The organism is Massilia sp. BGA-UO-ETr-WB1, from assembly GCF_059567845.1.
Genome location: NZ_JCAQOT010000005.1, coordinates 1 through 4,096, shown reverse-complemented (window position 1 = coordinate 4,096; position 4,096 = coordinate 1). Strand labels below are relative to the sequence as shown.

Sequence of the window (4,096 nt, the reverse complement as noted above, 5' to 3'; positions counted from 1 at the left end):
CCGAACAGGACCGTGAAACGATTTTGCGCCGATGATAGTGCTGCAACCAGTGTGAAAGTAGGTTATCGTCAGGCTAGTTATAAGCAAAACCCCGCCGGGTGATCCTGGCGGGGTTTTTTGCGTTTACTCGCCTGACACCCTGCTGGCGACGTAATCGATGTGGCTTTGCATCGCCAGGCGCGCGTCGTCCGCCTGACCGCTGCAGATCGCGTCGCAAATAGTGCGGTGCTGGCCCAGCAACTGCTTGCCCACCTCCGCTTCCTGCGCGCGCAGGCTGCTGCCGTTGAAGGTGATGTGCTCGCGCAGCATGCCGATCACGCTCGCATGCAGATGCAAAAACATCGAATTGTGCGACGCCAGTGCAATCGCTTCGTGCAGCCGCGCGTCGGCCGCCGCTTCGCTTGGATGGTCGTCGGCCTGGCGCGCCTGTTCCAGCGCCGCGAGCTGCGCGCGGATGCGTTCGCGGTCCGCCTCCGTGCTGCGCAGCGCCGCAAAATACGCGGTCGCGCCTTCGAGTACGCGCCTGAATTCCAGCACATCGTCGCGCACCGCCGGATGGTCGGCAATCAACTGGCCCCATGGCGATGGCGGCCCGGTGCGCAACTGCTCCGTCACGTAGACGCCCGCACCCTGCCGGCTGCGCAATAGCCCGCGCGCAGCCAGCCGCTGGATCGCCTCGCGCACCGTGTTGCGCGACACCCCGTATTGTTCCGCCAGCACGCGTTCGGCCGGCAGCCGCGCATGGGCCGGGTAGCTGCCGTCCAGCAGCGCCGTTTCGATTTGCCGCATCACGCCTTCCACGCGGCCCGCTTCCTGTCTCATCGGATTTCTGCTCCATTCATGCCTGACCGAACAGGATACCAAAAATTGGTCCAACCAATTTGTGCGAATGAGGAATTGCGCGAATGATGGCGGCTTACGTCAGCAATCGCGGAGACAAAATGCAAGCGCGTCACTATCCGGCCTCGCCGCCATCCGATGTCTATCTGTTCGGCACCTGCGTTATCGACCTGTTCATGCCGCAAGCCGGCCTCGATGCGGTGCGCCTGCTGGAGCGCGAAGGCGTGACGGTGCATTATCCGCGCGGCCAGAGCTGCTGCGGCCAGCCCGCCTACAGCAGCGGCAATCCGGAGCAGTCGCGCGAAGTGGCGCGCTCGCAGATGGCGCTGTTCCCGCAGGACTGGCCGGTGATCGTGCCATCCGGTTCCTGCGCCGGCATGATGCGGCACCACTGGCCCGAGCTGTTCACCAGCGATGCGGCGCTGTCTGCACAGGCGCGCCGGCTGTCCGAACGCGTCTACGAGCTGAGCGAATTTCTGCTGAACGTGCTGCACGTGCAGTATCCGGCGCAACAGCAGGCGGATGAAGCGGTGGTGCTGCATACCTCGTGCGGCGCGCGGCGGGAAATGGGCACGCGCGTGCATGGCGTGGCGCTGCTGGATGAACTGCCCGGCGTACAGCGCCTGGAGCATGTGCGCGAATCGGAGTGCTGCGGCTTCGGCGGCACCTTCTGCCTGAAGCACCCGGACATTTCCGGCGCCATGGTTGCCGACAAAATCGCATCGGCATGCGCGACCGGCGCGCGGCGGGTGGTGTCCGCCGACTGCGCCTGCCTGCTCAATATCGGCCACGCGGCCCGGGCGCAAAGTGCACCGTTGGAAGTGGAGCACATGGCCAGCTTCTTGTGGCGCCGGGCGAACGGCCTGGCGGCGGGCGGGGAGGGGCAGGCATGATGAATGCACGCGAACGCATGCTGGGCCGCCTGCGGGCGGCGGCGCCGGCGGCAGGTGGGCCCCACGCCCTCGATGCGCTTGATGCCCGGATTACCGCGCACTATGCGGGGCCGCGTCCCGATGCCGCGGCGCGGATCGATGCGCTGGAAAATGCGTTGCGCGCATCGCGCGCCGAAGTCTGGCGCGCCACGGCGAACGAATGGCCGGCGCAGCTTGCCGAAAAGCTGGCCGCGCACGGGGTCAAGCGGCTGCTGCTCGACACGGCCGGCGCCGAAGGCGCAGCACTGGCCGGCGCACTGCCGACGGACATGGAAGCGCTGTCTTTCGCCGGTCCACTGGAGGTCTGGAAGGGGGAACTGTTCCGCACCATCGATGCGGGCTTCACGGTGGTCCGCTCCGGCATCTCCGCCACCGGCACCCTGATCCTGGCGCCCGATGCGCGGACGCCGCGCACCGTATCGCTGGTGCCGCCGCTGCATATCGCGCTGGTGTATGCGGACACGCTGCACGCCACTCTGCATGATGCGGCGCGCGCGGAGTGCTGGAGCGAGGGCATGCCGAGCAACCTGGTGCTGGCGTCCGGGCCATCGAAAACCTCCGACATCCAGCAAACCCTGGCCTTCGGCGCGCACGGTCCGCGTTGGATGTGGGTCGTGATCGTCACTGAAAGGAACAAGCCATGAGCGGGCAGACTATGCACTTCGTCGCGCCGGAAGACTTTCACCAGCGCGCGAAAACGGCACTGAACGATCCCAAGCTGCGCGCCAGCTTCCGTGGCGCGATGGACTTCCTGCAGACCAAGCGCAGCACTCAGTTCCCCGATGCGGATGAGCTGGAGGAATTGCGCGATCTGGGCGAGGCGATCCGCAAGCACGCACTGGCCAACCTGCCGCAGCTGCTGGTGCAGCTGGAGGAGCGGCTGACTGCCGCCGGCGTGCATGTGCATTGGGCCGAGACGGGGGATGAAGCCAACGAGATCATCGCGCGCATCGCGCAGCAGCATGGTGCGCGCAAGGTCATCAAGGGTAAGTCGATGGCCAGCGAGGAAATAGAGCTGAATCACTACCTGGGCGAGCGCGGTGTGGAGTGCATCGAATCGGACATGGGCGAATACATCGTGCAGATGGCAGGGGAAAAGCCGTCGCACATCGTCATGCCGGCCATCCACAAGACGCGCCAGGACATTGGCGCCCTGTTCGAGCAGCATATTCCTGGCGCCGCCTACAGCGAAGATGTCGATACGCTGATCCAGACCGGCCGGCGGGCGCTGCGCACGGCGTTCGCGGAAGCCGATATCGGCCTGTCCGGCGTGAATTTTGCGGCGGCCGATACGGGCACGATCTGGCTGGTGGAGAACGAAGGCAACGGCCGCCTGTCGACCACGGTGCCGGATGTGCATATCGCCCTCATGGGCATGGAGAAAGTGGTGGCGAAGCTGGAGCACATCGTGCCGCTGGCCAGCCTGCTGACGCGCTCCGCGACCGGGCAGCCGATCACCACTTACTTCAACCTGATTTCCGGGCCGCGCCGCGAGGGGGAGCTGGATGGTCCGCGCGAGATGCACCTGGTGCTGCTCGATAACGGCCGCACGCAGGCATACGCGGACGAGCAGTTGCGCTCCACCTTGCAGTGCATCCGCTGCGGCGCGTGCATGAACCACTGTCCGGTGTACGGACGCATCGGGGGCCACGCCTACGGCACCACCTATCCGGGGCCGATCGGCAAGATCATCTCTCCGCATTTACTCGGGCTGGAAGCGACCGCAGACCTGGCCACCGCGTCAAGCCTGTGCGGCGCCTGCGGCGAAGTGTGCCCTGTGCGGATTCCGATCCCGTCGCTGCTGGTGCGGCTGCGCACGGAAGCGAACCGCAATCCGCAGGAACAGGTGGCCCATCCCTTGAAAGGACAGGGCGCGAAGTTCAGCCGTGGCGACCGCCTGGTATGGCGCTTCTGGAGCGGGGCGTTTTCCCATCCCTCGGTATATAAGCTGTTCCGCTGGGCCGCGACCCGCTTCCGCGTGCTGACGCCATCCGAGCAGCTGGGCTGGACGCAGCACCGCGCGCCATTGAAGCCGGCGCCGCGCAGCCTGGCCGATTTGATGCGCGATAAGGGACAGCCTGAATAAATCCTTGCAAGCCGCGCAGCGGCTTGCTATAGTTCTGTCCCCGCGCTGCTGAACATACGCAGCGCAGGATAGAAGGGAGAAGCAGGGGGTTGACGGATGTAACGACAAGCCTCATAATCTTCCTTCTTCGCTGCTGACAAACAAAACGCTTTGTCAAACGCAGCAGATCTTTAAAAATTAACAGTCGATAAGTGTGGGCGTTTGATGATGATGCCGGAGGCGCAAGCCTCTTAGCTCA

4 protein-coding genes are annotated in these 4,096 nt (G+C 65.1%); 3 read left to right on the top strand and 1 reads right to left on the bottom strand.

What is annotated here, in order from left to right:
* Positions 1-123 precede the first annotated feature (123 nt).
* Positions 124-822: a FadR/GntR family transcriptional regulator gene (locus AC56DV_RS00540; protein ID WP_496312367.1), complete on the bottom strand. Its 699-nt coding sequence runs from the start codon at positions 820-822 to the stop codon at positions 124-126.
* A gap of 119 nt (positions 823-941) precedes the next feature.
* On the opposite strand from AC56DV_RS00540, the gene AC56DV_RS00535 reads away from it, so the two are divergent.
* From AC56DV_RS00535 to AC56DV_RS00525, 3 genes are read left to right on the top strand one after another with little or no spacing between them, the layout of a single operon-like run.
* On the top strand, positions 942-1,733 hold the full coding sequence (locus tag AC56DV_RS00535; protein WP_496312366.1) for a (Fe-S)-binding protein: 792 nt from the start codon (positions 942-944) through the stop codon (positions 1,731-1,733).
* Positions 1,733-2,416, top strand: coding sequence for a LutC/YkgG family protein (locus tag AC56DV_RS00530; protein ID WP_496312368.1), 684 nt, complete (start codon positions 1,733-1,735; stop codon positions 2,414-2,416). Before AC56DV_RS00535 ends, AC56DV_RS00530 begins: the two co-directional genes overlap by 1 nt.
* Positions 2,413-3,858 (top strand): LutB/LldF family L-lactate oxidation iron-sulfur protein, encoded by a 1,446-nt coding sequence (locus AC56DV_RS00525; RefSeq protein ID WP_496312365.1) that lies wholly within the window; start codon positions 2,413-2,415, stop codon positions 3,856-3,858. Before AC56DV_RS00530 ends, AC56DV_RS00525 begins: the two co-directional genes overlap by 4 nt.
* Positions 3,859-4,096: the final 238 nt, after the last annotated feature.